The 20,479-nt window shown below is 46.8% G+C and carries 13 protein-coding genes; 5 read left to right on the top strand and 8 right to left on the bottom strand.

Features of this window, described 5'->3' with window-relative positions:
• Window positions 1-372 precede the first annotated feature (372 nt).
• Window positions 373-1,878: an alpha-N-arabinofuranosidase gene (locus tag MKY01_RS06205; protein WP_051449607.1), complete on the bottom strand. Its 1,506-nt coding sequence runs from the start codon at window positions 1,876-1,878 to the stop codon at window positions 373-375.
• Window positions 1,879-2,057: 179 nt separating this feature from the next.
• Here MKY01_RS06205 and MKY01_RS06200 point away from each other — a divergent pair, with 179 nt between their 5' ends.
• Entirely contained in the window at window positions 2,058-2,966 is a 909-nt protein-coding gene (locus MKY01_RS06200; protein ID WP_081745958.1) for an ArsR family transcriptional regulator, read from the top strand.
• 120 nt (window positions 2,967-3,086) lie between these two features.
• On the opposite strand, the gene MKY01_RS06195 is transcribed toward MKY01_RS06200, so the two are convergent.
• The 5 genes from MKY01_RS06195 to MKY01_RS06175 form a co-directional block, all read right to left on the bottom strand.
• Window positions 3,087-3,881, bottom strand: coding sequence for an SH3 domain-containing C40 family peptidase (locus tag MKY01_RS06195; protein ID WP_047841902.1), 795 nt, complete (start codon window positions 3,879-3,881; stop codon window positions 3,087-3,089).
• 527 nt (window positions 3,882-4,408) lie between these two features.
• On the bottom strand, window positions 4,409-7,684 hold the full coding sequence (locus MKY01_RS06190) for a glycoside hydrolase family 48 protein (protein WP_282319160.1): 3,276 nt from the start codon (window positions 7,682-7,684) through the stop codon (window positions 4,409-4,411).
• 88 nt (window positions 7,685-7,772) lie between these two features.
• Window positions 7,773-10,766 (bottom strand): glycoside hydrolase family 9 protein, encoded by a 2,994-nt coding sequence (locus MKY01_RS06185; RefSeq protein WP_282322224.1) that lies wholly within the window; start codon window positions 10,764-10,766, stop codon window positions 7,773-7,775.
• Between the two features lie 342 nt (window positions 10,767-11,108).
• Window positions 11,109-12,848: a methyl-accepting chemotaxis protein gene (locus tag MKY01_RS06180; protein WP_339285876.1), complete on the bottom strand. Its 1,740-nt coding sequence runs from the start codon at window positions 12,846-12,848 to the stop codon at window positions 11,109-11,111.
• 207 nt (window positions 12,849-13,055) lie between these two features.
• Window positions 13,056-13,607 (bottom strand): undecaprenyl-diphosphatase, encoded by a 552-nt coding sequence (locus tag MKY01_RS06175; RefSeq protein WP_282319161.1) that lies wholly within the window; start codon window positions 13,605-13,607, stop codon window positions 13,056-13,058.
• 184 nt (window positions 13,608-13,791) lie between these two features.
• Here MKY01_RS06175 and MKY01_RS06170 point away from each other — a divergent pair, with 184 nt between their 5' ends.
• Complete coding sequence (locus MKY01_RS06170) at window positions 13,792-14,787, top strand: LCP family protein (protein ID WP_282319162.1); 996 nt, start codon at window positions 13,792-13,794, stop codon at window positions 14,785-14,787.
• A gap of 138 nt (window positions 14,788-14,925) precedes the next feature.
• Window positions 14,926-16,179, top strand: coding sequence for an acyltransferase (locus MKY01_RS06165; protein ID WP_282319163.1), 1,254 nt, complete (start codon window positions 14,926-14,928; stop codon window positions 16,177-16,179).
• A gap of 37 nt (window positions 16,180-16,216) precedes the next feature.
• On the opposite strand, the gene MKY01_RS06160 is transcribed toward MKY01_RS06165, so the two are convergent.
• Window positions 16,217-16,954: a hypothetical protein gene (locus MKY01_RS06160; protein WP_282319164.1), complete on the bottom strand. Its 738-nt coding sequence runs from the start codon at window positions 16,952-16,954 to the stop codon at window positions 16,217-16,219.
• A 219-nt stretch (window positions 16,955-17,173) separates the two neighbouring features.
• Between MKY01_RS06160 and MKY01_RS06155 the strand changes: the two genes are divergently transcribed.
• A complete protein-coding gene (locus MKY01_RS06155) occupies window positions 17,174-18,133 on the top strand; it encodes a hypothetical protein (RefSeq protein WP_282319165.1) in 960 nt (319 codons plus the stop codon).
• 41 nt (window positions 18,134-18,174) lie between these two features.
• Complete coding sequence (locus MKY01_RS06150) at window positions 18,175-18,417, top strand: NHLP leader peptide family RiPP precursor (protein ID WP_091015589.1); 243 nt, start codon at window positions 18,175-18,177, stop codon at window positions 18,415-18,417.
• 76 nt (window positions 18,418-18,493) lie between these two features.
• On the opposite strand, the gene MKY01_RS06145 is transcribed toward MKY01_RS06150, so the two are convergent.
• Window positions 18,494-20,392, bottom strand: a complete 1,899-nt coding sequence (locus MKY01_RS06145; protein ID WP_339285872.1) for a HAMP domain-containing sensor histidine kinase — start codon at window positions 20,390-20,392, stop codon at window positions 18,494-18,496.
• Between the last annotated feature and the right edge of the window lie 87 nt (window positions 20,393-20,479).

Below are 20,479 nucleotides of genomic sequence, written 5' to 3'. Positions count from 1 at the left end.
TTTTCCCGAGATTCATCCATCATTTTGCCAGGATACCGTGTCTCAGATTCGTTAAATATCTACTATAGCAATAATCGGCACAATAAGGTGTCCTAGGTTCGTTAGCGCGTATGCGTATGACAGGACCATGTACTTCATTTTCAACACACGCCATTACCTAATTTATATGCTTCCTTGTCTGCCACATCATCACTCATGTCCCCCATGCCTTCCCTTTCCCTATAATTTATAACGGAAAAAGCTGGATGCGATGAACTCGCACCCAGCTTTTTTGATTGAAGGAACACGCTAATCCGCTGTTCGCTGGCTTCCTTCTCAGGCATCAAGCCTGCCTTTGCGCTCCAACGTGTCCCATCCCTTTATGCTAATCCATTACTGCACTTTCAAACGAATCACGTTCCATGATGCTTTTGCCAAGCTCGCCGTAATCAGAGTATCAGATACAACTGCACCCCCGCGATTATGAGGAGCAACGCGGTTTGGTTGTGCTGCCGTATTAGATGCTTTGAGATCATCACTTTCCAGCACGATATGCTCGATCACGGTACACTTCCCGAAGCTGCGCAGGTCCACTTCGAGCGGAAGGGATTCTTCCAGATGACGGTTGACTGCGAATACAGTCACTTCACCCTGCTCTTCGTTATGAACCGCAATAGCTTCCAGATAAGGTACATCTGTGATTTGTTTTGTATCGTATTTTGGAGACTGGATCAATGGCACCAATGCTGTTCCACGCCCGAAGAGGGACGTATGCATGAATGGATAGAAGATTGTCTGTCTCCATGAACCACCGCCCGTATCTGTCATGATCGGTGCAATAACGTTAACGAGTTGTGCTAGACAGGCCATTTTAACCCGATCCGCATGTTTGAGCATACTGATCAACATACAACCAACAAGCAGTGCATCCTCGTGGTTATAGATATCCTCCAGCTGTGGCGGAGCAATCTGCCAAGGGTCCATCTTCGAATCATTTTCATTGGAGTGATACCATACATTCCACTCATCAAAGGACAGATACATCGTCTTTTTGCTACGTTTCTTCGCTTTGATATAATCACAAGTCGCCTTCACGGTATCGATAAAACGATCCATTTCAAGCGAGCGTGCCAGGAACGTTGGCGTATCTTGCTCTTGATTGCCGTAGTATTGATGCAAGGACAGATACTCCACGTGATCATACGTATGATCCAGCACCGTTGCTTCCCATTCCGGGAACGATGGCATATTCAGATTCGAACTTCCGCAGGCTACCAGCTCAATCGTCGGGTCCGTCCACTTCATGACTTTTGCCGCTTCAACTGCTAATCGTCCATACTCTTCTGCCGTTTTGTGACCAATCTGCCAAGGACCATCCATCTCGTTGCCCAGACACCATGTTTTGATCGCATGTGGCTGCTTGTATCCATGCTTGATGCGAAGATCACTATAGTACGAACCTTCCGGATGGTTGCTGTACTCCACAATGTTGCGAGCTGCATCCGTACCCCGTGTTCCCAGATTGACCGCCATCATCACTTCAGAATTAGCCTGTTTTGCCCAGTCCACGAATTCGTTGAAGCCAAATTCATTCGTCTCAATCGTTCTCCAGGCCAGTTCCAGTCTGCGTTTGCGTTCTGACACAGGTCCAACCGAATCTTCCCAATTGTAACCGGATACAAAATTACCTCCAGGATAACGTACAATCGGTACATTCAACTCCTTGACCATCTCCAGCACATCCGTGCGGAAACCCTGTTCGTTCGCTGATGGATGCCCTGGCTCATAAATCCCTCCATAGACGGCACGTCCCAGATGCTCAATAAATGATCCGTACAAGCGCTTGTCCACTACACCAATAGTAAAATCTTTATCAACCGTCATTTTTGCTTTTTCCATAATGAATTTCAACTCCCTAAGATTAATATAAAAATTAATTGATATTCTATGGATCAACGTTCATATTTATATTAAAATCGATTATAGCCTTAATTTCAACCTGAATTTTGCAAAATGTTATTCTTTTTACTGAATTTATGTTTAACTTAATTCTATACAGATAAAATGGAGGAACAACTGTGATCAGAGCAAATACCGATGCCGAATGGCTACCCCTATATGAAGCACTTGCCAGTGAAGTCCGTCTACAGATCATCCGCCTTGTTGCAGAGACTCCGATGAATGTGAAAGACCTTGCTGCTTCACTGGGTCTGAGTAGTGCCATCGTGACCATGCATGTCCGCAAACTTCAGGATGTGGGCATTATTCAGTCCAAAATGATACGCAAAGACGGCGGCACACATAAAATGAACAGCCTTGCTGTAGACTGGATTGGCATCTCCATGCCGCAGGAAAGCGGGACAGCCCGCAAGCTTCACGAGGTTTCCGTCCCTGTGGGACACTATACTCACTTTGACGTCTATCCGACATGTGGTCTGGCTACATCCAATCATGTTATCGGACAGTATGATGACCCTCGTTATTTTCTCGACCCCGAGCGGATGCATGCGCATATTCTGTGGTTTGGCCGTGGATTTGTGGAGTACAAAATTCCAAACTATATTTTATCCGGACAGCAGATCAATGCCATTGAACTGGCCCTCGAGATCGGATCAGAAGCCCCTTCGGTGAATCCAAATTGGCCCTCAGATATTACATTCATGCTGAATGGCATCCGATTAGGGGAATGGACAAGCCCTGGAGATTCAGGCAACGGACGTGGCATGTTCACCCCGGAATGGTGGAGTGACAGTGTCAATCAGTACGGCATGCTCAAGGTACTGCGAATTACCAATGAGGGTACGTTTATTGATGGACAACATCTATCCGACATTACACTCGCAGATATCCCGGTCGAACGCAACCAATGGACTCTTCGTCTTTCGGTGGAGGAAGATGCTCAGCATGTGGGCGGGCTTACCTTATATGGCGAGGGATTCGGCAACTACAATCAGGATATCCTGTTCCGGCTGTACTATCACGATTGAGTTCTTCAAAATAATAAATAACACCAAAACACCTCCCAGTCGCCTGTCAAAGGCAGAATGGGAGGTGTTTTGTATGCATATGAACATGCGTAGGTTATTTAAGAAAGTTCTTGTTCTAACTTACAGCGCACTGCCACCAAACAGGAAGCGATACTCCCAGTGTTTGCCGGAGATATCACTAGTTGTTACACCACCGCCAGCGTTGGAATACGTATGTAATACCTTGCCGTTGCCCAGGTAAATCCCTGTGTGCGTAATGGTTGCGCTAGATTTATTCACGCCCGAATACGATGATGCAGAGCTGCCTTTATACGACATGAAATACATCAGATCGCCGCGTTTCAGGTTTTTCCAGTTCGTCTGAACTGTACCCTTGGCTTTTACATAGTCTCCCTGTTTGCGGGAATCCGCTGGAAGCTTGATGCCCAGTGCATCAATGAAGGCCTGGCGTACAAAGCTGGAACAGTCAAAAGTAGCTGTGCTGTTACGACTGGCTCCGAACTCATAAGGTGTTCCCAAATATTTCATTCCCGCTGCAATCACTTTTTCTACAGATGCATTGCCGGTCACCGATGTACCACTATTCGAACCCGATCCGCTTGTGCCGCCACTAATCGCTTGTGTGTATTTGGATGAAGAAGATATGTAGCCTGTCCGGTTAGCAGAATCCTTAATCTTATACCAATCCGAACCGGATTGCTGAAGCACCGTTACCGTTTCCCCTTTAGCGACCAAGCGAACAATCTTCGCAGAAGAAGAAGGTGTTGTGCGTAAGTTTACGCCCCAAATTACTTTTACTTGTGAATTGTTAACAGCAGCTGCCGATACCTGTGCCGTTAGTGCTCCTGTCGTCAGACTTCCCATCAGCATCGTTGCTGTGACACTTGCCGTAATAATCGTTTTTTTCCAGTTCATGATGTCGAGTTCCCCCTGATGTTACAGAATTTTAACCTGGCTTGGTTCTCCCGGGCTTGCCCCATTGTAAACGGGCTATCCATAACGTTCATCAGTCGAAAGTCCTGTATTGATATAGGCGAACTTGAGCACTAAGTATCAGGGTGTGTCCATAATCTGCTGGAAAAATTCACTGGTGATCCCTTCTTTTTGAAAGGTTAAATCATTGTAACTATTTGATATACTTCATTTTACCGCGATAAAAGAGTTAGGTCGTTTCTCATTCAGGGCATATGCCATATGACCTATATTTTAATATTTAAAATATCAAATATGGTAAACATTACTATGATTCATTTGCCGATTACCGTTCCCCGAATTCACAATTTTACCTCCAGACTCAATACGGATCGATTTATCAGCAGTGTCCGTTTGATTATTTTGTATTTCATTTTTGCTTTTCCATAAACAAAGAAAAGCCAGGGATTTCTCCCCGGCTTAACCTGTATGATTGGTAACATCACTCTACAGCTGGTCGATCAACTCATTTAAGGTTCAATTCCCCATACCTTGGCGCCATCCTGATAAGCTGTCACTTTTGTCCAGGCACTGAAGGCCGATTGGGTGGAATCAAAGGAATAATCATTCGTTTGATCAAAATTCGTCCAGTTGTTTTTCGAGAAACGTCCCTGGATGATTCCTGTTTCGGCACCCGCGGCCAAACTGCCCGCACCCGATTTGAATTCAATCTCCAGATACGTATCTGCTGTGCCCTTGGCCGGATCTATCGAAACAAAATGCCCTTCCACGTTACCGCTGCCAATCTGTGCATAATCACACCAGAAAGTCAGATCAGCGGCACTATCCTTGGTGAAATAATACCGGATCTTCACTTTGCTCAAGTCCACAGCAGTTGTACCAGTATTCTTCACATTAAATTGTGGAGTAATCGCATTGACCGAAGTTCCTGAACTACCATTACGGTATTGTACTTCAAGCGTTCCCGTTGTAACTGGAGGTGCCAATGGGGTCAACACCAATACATTTGAATTCGTCTGACCACTCGTATTAATGGCTACGACTCTATAATTATAAGCCGTACCATTCACCGCTGTAGCGTCGGTATACGTCAGTGCGGTCAAACCTGTTGCCAGATCAGCATATGCTCCGGTGCCAACCGAACGTTGTACCTTATAACTCGATGCTCCAGTTGATGCGGTCCATGTCAGTACCGCCTGGGCATTGCCAGCCGTTCCAGTAAGGTTGAATACGCCTGGCACAACGGTACCTGCGAGTGGTGTTGCAGATGCCTGTGTCGACGGTGCAGACTCACCTACGGCATTCACCGCAGTGATGACATAATAATACGTTGTGCCGTTGGTCAAGCCTGTATCCGTGAATGTTGATCCTGTGACCCCTGTCGTTACAGACGTATAAGGACCACCATTCACTTCTGCACGTTTCACGGTATACGAGGCTGCACCAGCGGCTGCGTTCCAATTCAGAACCACTTGCTCACTTCCTCCAGTTGCTGTTACGCCAGCAGGAGCAGCGGGTACTTCCACTTCCGGACTATCCGAATCTCCGAGGAGACGATCATACTCGCCATACGCTGTAGCCATATCCACCTGTGACCAGAACCGGTGATACGTAAAGGTAGGTGCACCGTTTTCCCACTGCTTCGTGGTTGTGTTATATGACGTTTTGTACAGATTATCCAGGTAAGCCCATGCCGGATCTTGCTTGATAGCCGGACGCAGATCGGAGTATCCAATGTATACGCCATTGCCACCTTTCGCCGGATCGGAAGGTACACCTGCTGTACCTGGAATCGTATTGCCTTGACCAAAGGTTCCAGACCAGTTCGCTGGGATATAGATCTCTTTGGCAAAGAAGCGGAAGTAGTCTTTACGTTCTTCTTCCGTAACAATCCCCACACCATCATTGTAATCCCAAGCTGTATCCAGCAAAGCCTCAGCCAAATCCTTGGCTTCTTGGCCTTCCGCGCTAAGTGTACCGTTCTCTGCCTGTGTTCCGGCTGCGAAGAAGGTCAGAGCTTTAACGTAACTTCCCAGAACTCCTGTGTCCTGCACTGGATCTTTGGTCGTTACACGGAAGTTCGGATTTTCCGTAAACGAACTGAATCCATTCCACTTGTCCGGTTGACCCTGCCATTCCTGACCACCCGGAATCCAGAACTCTCCCGGCGCCGGCGTTGTTGCTACCTGAACATTAGTTCCTCCCAAAATGCGCTGTCCAGCCGCATTCAGATAATACCCTTGCGCATCCGTCACCGGACGCTCACCTACAAATACATAATCCTTACTCCAGTCGATCCACTTCGTGATTACCTTCTTGGCCATCTGGAAGTTCTCAGAGGTCAAATCCCCGCTCTCCGCAAGAATATAGTACATCTCGGCTACACGCTCCAGCGGCCATGCCTGGAATCCAAACCAGGTGTTGGAATCCGGATCACGATATACAGGCGCCTCCTGATATGCCATGTCATAGAATGTACTTACCCCTGCTGGATAAGCTTTGTATGAACCATCCAGACTGTTCGTTGCTCCCCCGCCGATGGCTCCTTCATGGGATTGTAGCCAAGTGTAGAATTCCAACTGACGTTTCAACGTCGCATTCCAATCTGCCTTCGCTGTAGCTGATTCCGGAATCAAGCCGCCAGCCGGGTCAGACAAGGCATACGCTGCAACCGGGTTTTGATAAGCCTGATGGGTATGGCTCGCTCCAATGCGCCAAGCCCAATCCCCACCTTGACCCAAGCCACCTCCCCAAGACGTATACCAAGCCATGAGATACATGTTGGAATCCTTGCCTGTACCCGGAGTTGGTGTACCGCTCTTTGCACTCCCAATTTTCTGGAAGTATTTATCATACATGCCGTAGCGCAGATAGTCCCCCATCTTCTTCGCTTTATCCAGATATTCCGGATTGTTGTATCCCATCTCCTTCGCCCAATACAGCACCTGTACTGCACGTGCATCCGCATCCGTTGCGTTTGTATAACGCCATTGCGCTGACGGTACCTGAGTTTCCTTTGTGAACAAGCTCATGAAGCCTTCGTTTGCCTTACCAAAAGATTTATCATCCTGAGATGGATGCGGAATGGCTTCCCACACAGACTCCTGCTCCCCACGCTGGAACGTGTTCACATAGGTAGCCGTATGTGATGGATTCAACAGGTTTCCATATCCATACCAGTCATCCACATCGACCAGCCAGTGCATGAGATAAGTCTGATTGTCACCATAGGTCGCCTTAAGTTCGGCATCAATCGGGTCTTTACCCGCTGCATATTGACCATTAAGTGGCGATGGATATTGATCAGGAAAAGGTTTTTCCGCTGCATACGTAGCAGGGCTGTTCGGATTGTACGAGCTCATCGTAGGCTGTTCTTCCTTGCCGTCACCTTCGTTGACCGGGATAATGTATTTCTCCATACTGTCCCAAGCTGCTTCCAGTTGGGACCAGTCTCCAGTGTAGTGACCATACATGGTTTCCAACCACAGCCAGTAACTGTATGCCTCTGACGTCGTCATATGACCATAATCCGGGGCCTCACTCAACAGGGTCTCAATGGAATGATACGGTAGACCCTCTGGCGAAAAATATCCGTTCGCCGGATCTTTCAACTGATCATATAATTGCAAAAACCGGGCTTCATTAATGCCGTCTGCCTGAATCTCGATGGCCTGATCTGCGGCATGTGCTGTTTGCGGCCCTGCCCAGAGTCCGGTGTATCCGGTCAACATGACGGTTCCCGCCAGCATGGCTGTTAAACTTTTTTTCGCAGCTGATTTCAACATTAATATATACCTCCCTGGAATAGTGGAAATTGAATATAAGTGCTGTTGGTCTGCCCATGCTACTATTCGGCCAATGATCTTGAACTAGTTACGGCTCCAAGCCCCATACTTTGGTGTTTCCCTGATACCCTGTTACCTTGTTCCATACGGCAAAAGCCGTCTTGGAAGCATCATAGGAATAATCATTACTTTGATCGAAATTACTCCAGTTATTTTTGGAAAAGCGTGCTTGAATCACGCCGGTCTCTGCTCCAGCGGCCAAACTGCCTGCTCCAGGCTTAAAGCTAATCTCCAGATACGTATCTGCGGTACCCTTCGCCGGATTCACTGCGACAAATGTACCTTCAACATTGGCCGTGCCCATCTCGGCATAATCACACCAGAAGGTCATTTGATCCGCACCATCCTTGGTGAAATAATATCGGATCTTCACGGTACTGAGATCAATCGCCTGTGTTCCGGTATTCTTCACGTTGAACTGCGGAGTCGCCGCATTACTTGAATTCCCAGACCCTCCGCTGCGGTACTGCACTTCGAGTGTACCCGTCGTCACCGGAGGTGCAGAAGGCGTCAGTGCCAGGACATTGGACAGTGTCTGTCCGTTCGCATTCACAGCTGCAATCCGGTAATTGTACGTGGTGCCATTCAGCGCTGTTGTGTCGGTGTAAGTCAACACGGACAATCCGGTTGCCACATCTGCATATGTCCCGCCTGCCACCGAACGTTGTACCTTATAGCTAGTAGCGCCCGAGGCTGCTGTCCAGGTCAGGACCGACTGCGCATCACCAGCTGTCCCACTTAAAGTCAGCGCTCCTGGCACCGTCGAAGCTACTTGCGGGGTAGCCGACACCTGCACAGAACCCGATGATTCCCCTGCTGAATTCACAGCAGTCACTACATAATAATAAGCCGTCCCGTTGGTCAGTCCCGTGTTTGTGTAGGTCAATCCATTAACCCCTGTCGCAACAGTTGTATATGGTCCTCCACTCACCTCGGAACGCTTCACCGTATACGATTCGGCCCCGGATACAGCAGCCCAGGTCAGGTTAACCTGACTGCTTCCTGCTACAGCCTGCACGCCAGCGGGTGCGGCTGGGACCGTGACTGGTGTAACACCAGGCTCCTGTCCATACACCTTCACCCCTGCATCATAGACTGGAAGGTATATGCTCTTCACAGGAGTGCCTGTGGTCAGCGTCTGGAACGAATGATCATTGCTGGCATTCCATGCATCCTGTGGGCCTGTAATGCGGAACTGTACTTCTTTACGATAATTTCCTTCCCCACCTGGATAGATCTTGGTATTACCGAAGTTCGCCGTAATGGCATAGATATGCTGAGCTGCATTCACCACAACTGGTTGGGATACCGTCGCCCCCTCCGTATAGGAGGTTGTCACTTGCACGTCCGATACCGTACGTCCGGCAGCATACACTTCACTCAAATCCAGGAAATACCTAAAAGAAAGTTGATCTCCCATTCGGGCAGGCCAAGCGGAACGATTATTAAGCTGTGCCCTGATTTCCGTATAATTGGCACCTGATGATTTGATCGCAGCCTCCACAAAGAACTCATCTCCCTTCACCTCAGGTGCAGGGAAGTTCGCCAGGGGCTGATGATTCTGACCAAATAGCAAATTCATCTTTGCCAGTGCGCCGGTAAAACCAGCATTGTAATCGGTTGCGACCTCATTACTCACGTAATCCCCGATATCATCGGTATATCCATCCGATGCATCCGGCCCACCGACCATGGCACCATACAGAATGTGGCGATGGTTAGCCGGGATATCTTCGTTATTCAGCCATGAACTGTGAGCGGTCCGATGATGCGGATGTTGAGGTGCATTTTGCCCATATCCGACCACATAACTGCTCTGACGCGGATTATCGCCCAGAATATAATTCATCTGTGAGACAGCAAAATCCTGATATCTTGACTTTTTCACAGGATCACTGACCCAGTCGGAGTATACAAAAGAAATAAAGGATGCATTCGCTGCATATCGGAGCGATCCCCACTGATCCAGCCACGCCAGACCTCCTGGCGTATACTTGACTCGTGTCCCATTGACTCCAACCGTCCAATAATCCAGATTGCGCTCAGTCGACTGAATAAATCTTGTCGCCTCCGGCATGTTCAAACTGGACGTAATACGGGCAAGCAGAATCTGGGCACCATAATGTTTACTGTCCCAACCTTGTGTCCAGGTATAGGGCCAATTGGCTGAGCCTCCGCTAGAAGACCACCGGTCCGTAGCTGCAATGGCTTTGGACAAGTAAGCGCTATCATTAGTAGCTAAATAAAGCCATGCGCCACCCCATGCCAACTCGTCTTCGTATCCTGTCCACGAATTATAAAACGCTGCAGCATCAGTGATACAATCGGTGTATTCCCCCCGATATGTATCTGCGAAGTTGTACAGCTCTTTCGCATGTTGAAGCAGTCTGGCCGAATATGCCGGATCATCATCTGCAAATACAATCGATGACGCTGCCAGCGCTGCAGCCGTTTCTGCCGCCAGATCACTGCCCGGGCATGAAGCATCAATCTTGAACGAAGGACGGTTCATCTGCATGACTTCTGCGGGTCCCCACCAGGCATGGTCGGTATTACCTGCCCCCACTTGTCCCCATAATTCATTTGGTTTCGTATGCGCTTTCATAAAATAGTCGGTCGCCCATCGGATATTATCCTTGATCTCCTCCAGTTGTCCGGCCTGTTCATATCCGTCACTGTATTCCACGACAGACCAGGCGAGCATCGTTGCGGAAGCAGCCATCGGAAAACCAAACTTCACGTGATCTCCGGCATCATACCATCCTCCGGTCAGATCAACACCTACATCAGCTCCATCCTGCATGCCCGAATTACCACGCCATTCGACCCGATTACTCGCTGGCAACGGACCCGAGCGCTGTGCCTCATAGAAGTAAATGGCCTTTTGTAGTGCTTCAGCATAGTTCTGATTTCCGGCGGCCGCATCCGCCTTACGAATTCCTGTGCCCATCGATAAACTCCCTGCCAGTAATCCTGCCGATAACGCGATCATAGCGACTCGTCTCCACCAGCTCCCCTTCATGTTCAACTATTCATCTCCTCTTCATCAATATTCCGTATGCATTACTCTGGACTGCAAGTTTATATCGCTCCTTCCCATGGTGTATTTCAGTGTAAGTTCCACCATTAATTACCATTATAGCCGTTTGTTTCACCAGCTATATAAGCGTTGGTGACTTCTGAAATAACATTGTTGTGACCTGCTCTGCGTCATGCGACAAAAAAAGCTGTTTCTCTAACGCATATGCGCGTTAGAGAAACAGCTTCTCGCCCTTGTTATCATCAACAGTACAAATCGAATGGCATTCTGACCATCCTGTCAGTATGTTTCTGTACACCTTAGATATCACAGAACATCTCTTAGTTACACTTTGAACTTGTTAATCTGCTCCTGCAGTTCTTCGGCCATTTTGGATAATGAACCTGCGGATGATGCAATATCTTCCATCGAAGCCAACTGCTGCTGAGTTGCGGCAGATACATTATGAACCCCGCCCGCTGCCTCTCCAGCAATGTTGGAGATTTGACTTACATATCCTACAACCTCAGTTGTACTCGCCGACATTTCCTCTGAACCTGCAGATACTTCCTGGATTTCCCCCGCTACTTTGTTGACCGCATCCGAGATCTGCTCGAAGGCTTGTCCTGCCGCAGTAACCATCTCGATTCCGGCTTCTGTCTCACTGCTGTTCACTTTCACTGCCTGAACAGCATGATCCGTATCTTTCTGAATCAATTGAACGAGATCCGTAATTCTTTGCGCAGATGTAGAAGATTCCTCAGCCAACTTACGCACTTCTCCCGCAACTACGGCGAAACCACGTCCGTGCTCTCCTGCTCGTGCGGCTTCAATGGCTGCATTCAGTGCAAGCAGATTGGTCTGCCGGGCAATGTTGTTGATTACCTCGGTAATGGTTCCAATCTCTGCTGAACGTTCCCCCAGCCCTGTAACCAATTCAGTAAGCGAAGCAATAGAATTTCGAACAGAACCCATCTGTTCAACCGCTTGCTGAATAATCATATTTCCTTCGGAAGATTGATTCGCCGCATCTACAGCAGATACGGATACACTCTGAGCAAGCTCGGCAATCTGCTCTGATCCCAGAGCCATCTCATTCATCGCCTGTGAAGAGCGCTTCACAATATCAACTTGATCTGACGTGCCCACGGCCAGTTCCTCAACCGTTTCGGAAATCTGTTCCGAGGCTTGAGTATTTTGCTCTGCACTTGCAAGAAGCTCTTCCGATGAAGCCGCTACCTGTTCAGAAGTCATCGATACCGATTCAATCATGGAGCGCAAATTACCACTCATGGTATTGAAGGAAGCCGCCAGCGTTCCCAATTCGTCTTTGTTCTTAAGTACAATCGTCTCACCCGTCAGATCACCATTGGCAATAGCCATGGCCGCTTCATTCATCTTTTTGATTGGACGTGAAATGATGCTTGCAATGAAGAATGCAATGAACACGGCGATCAGGAATGCAAAAATCGTCACTGCCAAAATTACATTAAATGTATTCTCAGCCAACTCGACAGAATCATTCGTTGCTGCATCTGATCCTTCATTGCCCAAGGTAATTAACTTGGCAAGGGTGTCGTTTGCTGTATACCACATTGGGTAGGCCTCAGTATGAAGTCTGCTTGCTCCTGCATAATCGTTTTTCAGACCCATTTCGATGAATGCAGGCATTTTAGCCAGATAGGCATCATAGTTTGTACTGAAATCTTCATTATACAGCTTAAGCGCTGCTTCGTTGCCTACAAAGTACGTTTGCAACTGTTTGCGCTCATCTTCAATCTTGGTAAGAAGCAGCTGTAACGCTTCATTCAACTTGACGTTCTCGTCTTCGTCCTGTTCAACGATAATGGCCAGCGCTAACCGCTCTACATCCGAAACATCACCATTCATCATACCAAGCAGGCTTACACTCGGCATCCAGGTCTGGTCCACATCATTGGCTTTACCAGACATATTATGGATCTGTATTAACGCATAAACGCTTACAACAATCAACAGAGCCACGACTATGAGAAAACCAGTCAGTAACTTGCCTCGAATCGTTAACTTCAATATCCCCAACTTATTCCCCCGCGTGTCTTCCATGTGTCCCACTCCTCAAAATAATACATATTTATAATATATCGTCACCTATCGTCGTGAATTGTAGATGTTAGAATTCAATTTCTATAAATTTCATGTAACTTCGAACATAACACAAAAAAAGTCTCCCATCTTTGGCAGAACCAGAGATAAGAGACTTCTTTCAATAAACTAAACTACCAAAACTTCACTAGACATTGCTTTCAAAAGCTAACGAAAAACACGTCGGTGTATGTTAATGAAGAAGTCGGGAATCGACTTGGTATAATTGCGGGTTGTAATCAGAACCACACTAAGCAGACTTCCGAGAATGAATCCTCCCAGAATATCTCCTGGATAATGCACACCAACATATACACGCGACACCCCTGTCAACACAGCGAGTAACAACATCCATGACCCGAAGCGACGTCCAATAAAGAATGAAGCAGCCGCTAGAGCAAATACAAAGGAAGCATGTTTACTTGGAAAAGAAGGATCAGGTACATGGGCAACCAGCTGATGCACAGTCCCTTCTACAAAAGGTCTTGGATGACCGACCGCTGGTGAAATCCCCCATTTGGCCAGAACTAGCGCTACAATGGAAGCCGCACAGGCATAAAAAACAATTCGTTGTTTCGATGGATCGCCGAGAAACCATACGATAACGAGCAGTGCAATCATGACCCAAACCGCATACTCGGATGATGTGATCATAAACCAGTCCAGAAACGGTATTTGGTCTGCAAACTGATTAATCCAATTAAATAGTGATTGATTCATAACTGGCTTTTAATACCCCCATTACACAAAACAAGATTATTTTTTACATATTAAATATACACTAACTATTTGTCAAACAATCCTCACATTGACCGAAGTTACGAAATCAAAGAGGACTTTTTGCTTTCTTTTTGTTAAACTAGTTTGGGTTACATATCAGTTCAATCATAGAAAGGTGAAGATTATGCTTAAAAAATGGTTATGGGGTACAGCCCTGACCCTGGCACTTGCGATTACAGGTGTCGTTGTATATTACGGATATTCGATTGTTCATTTTGCCAATAGCATCTCCACGGCTTCCGGGACTTCATCCAACTCGTCCTCTTCCGGCACAGACAACGATTCAGACACACCAACAACAACGATTCCCAGATGGGAGGGCCAGGAACGGGTGAACATTCTGCTCCTTGGTGGAGACTCAAGAGGCGACGATGCAGGACGCTCGGACTCGGTCATGGTCGCTTCCATTGATCCGGTCACCAAGAAAGCCCATCTATTCTCCGTACTGCGTGATACCTATGTCGCCATTCCCGGGCATGGCAAAAGCAGACTTAATGCAGCCTTTTCCTACGGGGGTGCGGAGCTGACCAAACAAACCGTCAGTGATCTGCTCGGTATTCCCATTCAGCATTATGTCTACACAGACTTTACAGGTTTCATGGCACTTGTTGATGCGGTAGGCGGCATTGAGATCGATGTGGAGAAAGACATGTATTACACCAGTAAAGCAGATAAACATATGTACGACATTGACTTGAAAAAAGGATTGCAGCATATGGACGGCAAAACCGCCCTGCAATATGTTCGGTTCCGGCATGATGCCACATCGGATTTTACCCGTACCGAACGGCAGCGGATCTTCATGACCGAGCTGGCCAAGAAAATGCAGAGTACCATGTCGCTTTTCAAAATCCCGGATATCCTGGAAGCCATCGCTCCTTATATTGAGACAGACCTCAGTCCAACCCAGATGTTAAAACTCGCATCACTTGGCTTCGATATCCATGTGAACGATATCGATCAGCAGCAGATTCCACCGAACAAACTACTCACCAATGAACTGGTCGGCTCAGCTCAGGTGCTGGGTGTTGATGTGGCCAAACTCCAGTCCTACATTCAGAAAATGTTTGAAGAAGATGCCGAGTCCTCAGAGACTCCATCATCAGAGGAACAGAACTAAACAAGCATGATATATATCAATAGAAAAGACGGCCAAAGCCGTCTTTTTTTGTATCTATTTTCTCCATTTAATGCAGTCTTAATGTTTAACGGGTACCCTTATATGATGAACTCCGGTTCCTGGAGGGAGGATTACAATGTGAAAAAACCGCGAATAACGGAATGGACCGAACTGCGGGGCATTGCCTTTCTGGCAATCGTCATGCAGCATAGTATCGCTGAGTATATCTATCGCGCTGATATTGAACAACCGGATTCCATTATGCTGACCATGATTTATCATCTGACCCGATTTGGTACGCCAACGTTTGTATTTCTATCGGGTGTAATGTTGTTTTACCATCATCGTAACACCAAACCGGAATATCCTCGCTTCATTCGAAAGCGATTTGGCGATATCTATATGCCGTTTGTCGTATGGACACTGATCTACTGGCTTTCTGTCCGTATCTTCACCCCCGCGTTCTGGCTTGCAGGCATACCGGATTTTCGCAGTCTGATTCGTGAACTGTTTATACCACAGACGGGATATCATCTCTGGTTTGTTATTATGGTGTTTCAATTCTATATTCTGTTCCCCCTGTTCTGGACAGGAGCAAAAGCCATTCAGAGACGTATCCAGAACACCTCACGTTTCACTCCCATGCAAGTCATTATCGGACTAATTCTCTTTGCAGCAGTACTATATGCCCTGCTTATGCAATGGTCCTACTATAATATGGAGGGCTGGACAGAATCCATGTCTGAGCCTTGGTCAACGTTGCTGCAATATCGCTCCTATTCATGGGTGATGTACTGGTTTTACTTTTTACTGGGTGCCGTATGTGCCTGGTCAGTGGATAGCTGGAGGAGCTGGACCACAAAGATCCTGCCATGGACGATCTGTCTGTTTATAGGGATGTATATATGGCTTGGTTACGATGTGCTGCGTGGGTCCGGGGATGTTGTTAATCTGAATATCTCCACCTATCTGAAACCAACCACATTCCTGATCATTATGGCTCAGATGTTTATGATGTATGGTTTCCTTGTACTGATGCGGGGCAAAGATACATGGTTTCAGCGCCTCTTAGCCTGGATTGGCCGCTATTCATTTGGTGGATATCTGGTTCATGCACTGGTGATCTACGCGATCGCTTACGTCACCAGACCGCTTCAACTCAGTGGATGGCATCTGCCTGTAACGTTGCTATCGTTCCTTGTAACAGTTGGCATTGCTCTTGCAATCAGTTGGGCGCTGTCCAAGCTTCCTGGCTCACGTTTCACCGTAGGGTTAATGCGCAAACCACGTTCGATACCTAATTCATCAGCTGCTGTGGACAAAAGAAATTCATCTGAGCGAACTCCGTCACCCGGCCCAACTCGCAGTCCGGGAACGAGTGAGCCGTTTTAGAATAAAGAAGAGCGTCCCCTCACGGAGACGCTCTTCTTTAATTTACTTCGCTCGAAGTTGATCGTCCAGGAACAGGTTCCTGGGGACCCGGGGCTGGATGCACGTTGCCCTTCTGATTCACAAATATCTTCAAATCACCCGTTAATTGTTCCTTCAGCTTGTCCACCAGCTGCGTTTCGCTAATGCCTTTTGCCTGAGCAATCTCAGCCAGGGATTTCCCTCCCTGAAGCTGCTCGTGCAGTTGAGCAGGGGTCACTCCAATAAACCGGGCAATTTCGCCCTTATCTACCATGGAACGTTTGCCATGGTGGGCAAATTCACGCCGCAAATCACGCAGCGGTGTATTAATGACCTTTTTCAACTTGGTATCCATGTCTGCCTTCGTGGCTGCAGCTTGTTCCTTGGTGAGACAACCTTCTTCCACAGCTTGATCCAAACGCTGTGCCAGTGTAGGCTTCAACTTCTGCAATAACTGCTCCTCACTAAGTCCCTTACGCTCTTTCGCAATCTGGGACAACGTCTTGCCAAGTTCCATCTGTTCTTTCAGATCCCGAAGTCCAATCCCAAGCAAGTCTGCCGTCTCACCAATCATGAACAGACCGTGTCCTGCCTGCATGCATGGCTTCGCTGGTTTGCCGGAGGAAGAAGGTTTTGACGCATCGTCATGTTGCTCAGCACGAACGGCTGGATCAGCAAATGCCACATGTCCTGTTGCTGCTGTTATAACTACGGCTGCCAATCCGGCTGCCATCCATGTTTTCCATTTCAAATTCATTTTTCTGCCGCCTTTCCGATGTCGAAATCCTGTGCCTTCCTAGTTTGAGCCTAAAATCCACTTTTTTATGCCATAAAATACAAAAAGTCATCATTTTTCTCACAATTGATCACAAAAAATCCTATTTTTTTCAGTTTATTTCCGCTATACTAAGTGTAACTTCATGATCTAGTCGAACAGTCCTTAGTCACCTTATCGCAGGAAGGACGATATGTAATAATGCGGAAAGATTGGTTAGATCCGTTTAGATCCGATCTGGAGGTCGTGTTTGCTTCAGCGGAACAACTCGTACGGGAATATCCCGAACCCTTGTCAGGACATGCATTAGAGCAGCTTCGTTCGGTTAATCCGCTGTTACGAGATTCGGGACACAGCTACATCGGGTACATCACTCCACTTTGGATGCAACACTCAGATAAACTACCCCCAGAGAAAGCACACCAATTAAGTACAGCCTGTCTCATCCATATGTTATATTTTCTGAATCAGGACGACGTGATGGATGAACAACCGGAGAATGCCACATTGAAGTTATCCCTGGGTAATCTATATTACATGGATGCACTTCAATCTTACTCGGTATTATTCAATCCTTCCTCCACGTTCTGGGTCTATTTCAGACAATATGTAGTGGATTGGGCCGTGAGTGTTACGGGTGAGCATTCCATTGATTATTTCCAACAGAATCCCTTGTTGATTGCGCAAAAGGCTGCCCCTCTCCTCATTGGAGCTACTGGTGCACTGCTTCTGCTGAATCAGTCCGACCGGATTATCCCGGTGTGTTCTGCCATCAACATCACACTCATGACACTCCAGATGACCGATGACTTCACAGACACGCAACAAGATGCTGTGCATGGAAACTACAACAGCTACCTCTCCCACATATCCGCAGCACTGAATCATAACTATCCAGTTCATCCTCTAAGCGACCGTATACATGACAATGTATACAATACACAACTCATGAACTCTTACGTAGACATTGCTTATCACTATAATCGTACACTAACATCGTCTAACTTAGTAATATCGCATCTTGAGGCGTTTAATTCTTATTTATGCAGCACTTTAGTACAAGCTGTTCAGGACATTACACAACGGAAGAAACAGCTCCTCCAAGGCGGGTTTCATCACTGGATTAGCGAGCACAATTGGGATTCTGAGCATAAGGACTAAGCTGATTCAGTTTAATTTTAAATATGAAGGGAATGTTGACGATGATGGTATCAGAGAAAACGTTGCATGAGGATATTATTGAAAAGGCTTGGACTGACGAGCACTTCAGACAACAATTGCACTCCAATCCGAAGCAGGCGCTTCGTGAAGCGTTTGGCATCGTAATTCCGGAGCACATTCAGGTACGTACTGTTGAGGAGCAGCAGAATGACTATGTACTTGTCATACCTCCCAATCCTTCCAAAGTAAATTATGATGTGAATTGCGGACCTTGGAGAAGTTAATTCGGGTGAGCTAATCTTGTAGTGTAAGAAATTAGGGGTAGGAACAAAAAAGCCGCTGTATCCTTCTGTGAGTTCGTCAATCGACGAACTCGACAAAAGTTACAACCGCTTCTGTTCCTACCCCTTTGGTGCTTGTAAAGCTGATCTGTCCTTGCATCGCTTCAACAATACGGAATGTCACCATCATGCCGAGGCCTGTGCCTTTGATTTTATTGGAGAAATAAGGCTCGCCCAACCGGGAGAGTGCTTCCTCGTCCATTCCTTCTCCGTTATCCCTGACATGCACCTTAATCATTCCATCCTGCTTGTACGCCCAGATATCAATCTGGCCTTGTCCCTGCAGAGCTTCAATACTGTTCTTAATAATATTGATAAAAGCCTGCTTAAACTTCGAGGAATTGCCTCGAATATATAGATCTGGCGGAATGTCAGTGGTGATTTTACCACCTTCCAGATTAGCCATCGGTACAAGAATGCCTTCAATATGATTGAACTCATCCGAGATATTGAGCGAGATAATATGATCAAACTCAGGTTTGGCAAAGGTAAGAAAATCCGTTATGATGCCCGAAGCCCGATCAAGTTCTTCCAGTGCAATTCGCACATACCCCTTATTTTTGTTGTCTTCCTGTTCCGTCATAAGTTGCAAGAACCCTCTTGTCACCTGAAGTGGATTACGTACTTCATGGGCAACGGAAGCGGCCAATTCACTAATAATCTCCATCTTTTCGGATCGCTGCAACTCATTGTTGAACAGCTCCAGTTCCTTGGAATACTCTAGAACTTTAGTATGTTTTTCGGCAAAACGACTTCCGAGAATGGCAATCAACGAGATCACAAATGCAACCATGGACCATTTCCACCATAACAGATGATACGTCCCACTCCGCTGATAATACCATAACAGTTCAGCCACACTGATCAAGGCAAATGTACCAAATCCCGTTGCAAGCAGCATAGCTTCCCGATTTCGTTGCAGCGCTTTGGCGATGGTACCAACCAACAGGATTGTCAGCAGAATGACCAGCACAATGCCAACCACACGCTGTACGAGCAGATTGTAGAGGATCTCCCATTGCCCACCTGAAGTAACATAGATAAATAGAGAGAACACCGCGATAACTGAATATATGAATAGTATTTTTCGCAGTTTGGTGAAGATTCCATGCAGTCCTGGCCCGATAATCTGTTCAAAAAAATAACATAGCGCTGGCATACCCAGCAGCATCGCCAGATCAAAGACTACGGAATACAGGTCACCATATACCTGATAGAACGTATACAAAAATTGCGAGTACGTGATGATCATCGTGCCGATGGAACCCATCACGATGCATAGCGAGATCCATAATCCCTTATGGAATTTGCCAAGGAAGAATGTACAACTCAGCATCGTAATCGCTGTGAACACAAAGGTCGCGCCCAAAATTACATCAATAAGTCCGTTATGAATATATTTCTCCTGTAACGCGGCATAAGGTCCAACCTGAACAATACCTTGTATCCCCAGACGGCCTTTTTCATTTTGCGACCATACATAGAGCGTGTCACCTGAATTTTCGCTGGATAAGGGCAGCAACACAGCATTATTATCATAATTGTAATGATAGTTCTCGTAGACCTTGCGGTCTTCCAGATAAACAACAATATGATTGCCTTTAATGTTCTCAAATCGAATGGCTGAACTTTCCTCACTCAACTCAGGAATGGTCAGGCGAGTCCACAAAGAATTCGATCGATCCGTATTGCTATACTCTAACTTATCACTGCCCTGCTTTTCCCATATTTCGTCTGCTCCCTTAACCTCACTGATGAATCCTTGATCGTCAACGTTCCCCCATTTTACTTCCCATCCTGTAATGGATACAGGTTGCTGAACCACTCCTGTAGTTGCAAAGACTATCCCATGTGGCATGCCTAGAATAATCAATACACTCATCCATAAGATGACGATAGCTTTGGGCACATTTTTCATTCACAGCACCTCAAAGTTCTAATTTTCCCTATCTTAGATTCTCTCATTTATCATTCGCCACCGTTTGTCACGTCACCTTCTTGAGAT

It is taken from the genome of Paenibacillus sp. FSL R5-0486 (genome assembly GCF_037975155.1).
Taxonomy (GTDB): Bacteria; Bacillota; Bacilli; order Paenibacillales; family Paenibacillaceae; genus Paenibacillus; species Paenibacillus amylolyticus.
The sequence above is the reverse complement of the archived record's forward strand: the minus strand, read 5'-3'. Positions and strand labels throughout refer to the sequence as shown.

What these genes read in the sequence shown, in the direction of transcription:
- MKY01_RS06205 (WP_051449607.1), bottom strand. Translation starts at nt 1,878, where the DNA reads ATGGAAAAAGCAAAAATGACGGTTGATAAAGATTTTACTATTGGTGTA.
- MKY01_RS06195 (WP_047841902.1), bottom strand. Translation starts at nt 3,881, where the DNA reads ATGAACTGGAAAAAAACGATTATTACGGCAAGTGTCACAGCAACGATG.
- MKY01_RS06190 (WP_282319160.1), bottom strand. Translation starts at nt 7,684, where the DNA reads ATGTTGAAATCAGCTGCGAAAAAAAGTTTAACAGCCATGCTGGCGGGA.
- MKY01_RS06185 (WP_282322224.1), bottom strand. Translation starts at nt 10,766, where the DNA reads ATGAAGGGGAGCTGGTGGAGACGAGTCGCTATGATCGCGTTATCGGCA.
- MKY01_RS06180 (WP_339285876.1), bottom strand. Translation starts at nt 12,848, where the DNA reads ATGGAAGACACGCGGGGGAATAAGTTGGGGATATTGAAGTTAACGATT.
- MKY01_RS06175 (WP_282319161.1), bottom strand. Translation starts at nt 13,607, where the DNA reads ATGAATCAATCACTATTTAATTGGATTAATCAGTTTGCAGACCAAATA.
- MKY01_RS06170 (WP_282319162.1), top strand. Translation starts at nt 13,792, where the DNA reads ATGCTTAAAAAATGGTTATGGGGTACAGCCCTGACCCTGGCACTTGCG.
- MKY01_RS06160 (WP_282319164.1), bottom strand. Translation starts at nt 16,954, where the DNA reads ATGAATTTGAAATGGAAAACATGGATGGCAGCCGGATTGGCAGCCGTA.
- MKY01_RS06155 (WP_282319165.1), top strand. Translation starts at nt 17,174, where the DNA reads ATGCGGAAAGATTGGTTAGATCCGTTTAGATCCGATCTGGAGGTCGTG.
- MKY01_RS06150 (WP_091015589.1), top strand. Translation starts at nt 18,175, where the DNA reads ATGATGGTATCAGAGAAAACGTTGCATGAGGATATTATTGAAAAGGCT.
- MKY01_RS06145 (WP_339285872.1), bottom strand. Translation starts at nt 20,392, where the DNA reads ATGAAAAATGTGCCCAAAGCTATCGTCATCTTATGGATGAGTGTATTG.